Raw genomic sequence first — 273 nt, 5'->3', positions numbered from 1 at the left:
TTCTCTCCGACCGCATCGAGCAGGACGCCGGCGAGGGTTTCCGCATCGAGCGTATCGGCACCCGTCGCGGCGACAAGCGCACCGAGTTGTTCGACCCGCTTTGCCTTGAGCTGGCGCGCCTTGTCGCCAAGCGCCTTCAACTCCGCGTCGTAATCCCGCACCTTCCGCATCGGCCAGCCTCCTAACGAAAGCGTCCTAGCGCACAGGCAGGTAGGGGCAAGCCTGACCGAGCAGAAAGCGCTACCAAGTCAATCAGGAGGAGCGAAGCGGATC

The 273-nt window shown here is 63.7% G+C and carries 1 protein-coding gene; it reads right to left on the bottom strand.

What is annotated here, in order from left to right:
* A partial coding sequence (locus CVH10_RS20510) for a conjugal transfer protein TraD (protein WP_146143189.1) occupies positions 1–170 on the bottom strand: 170 nt, incomplete at its 3' end.
* Positions 171–273 lie beyond the last annotated feature (103 nt).

This window comes from Halomonas sp. ND22Bw, from assembly GCF_003011945.1.
GTDB lineage: Bacteria > Pseudomonadota > Gammaproteobacteria > Pseudomonadales > Halomonadaceae > Halomonas > Halomonas halophila.
The sequence above is the reverse complement of the archived record's forward strand: the minus strand, read 5'-3'. Positions and strand labels throughout refer to the sequence as shown.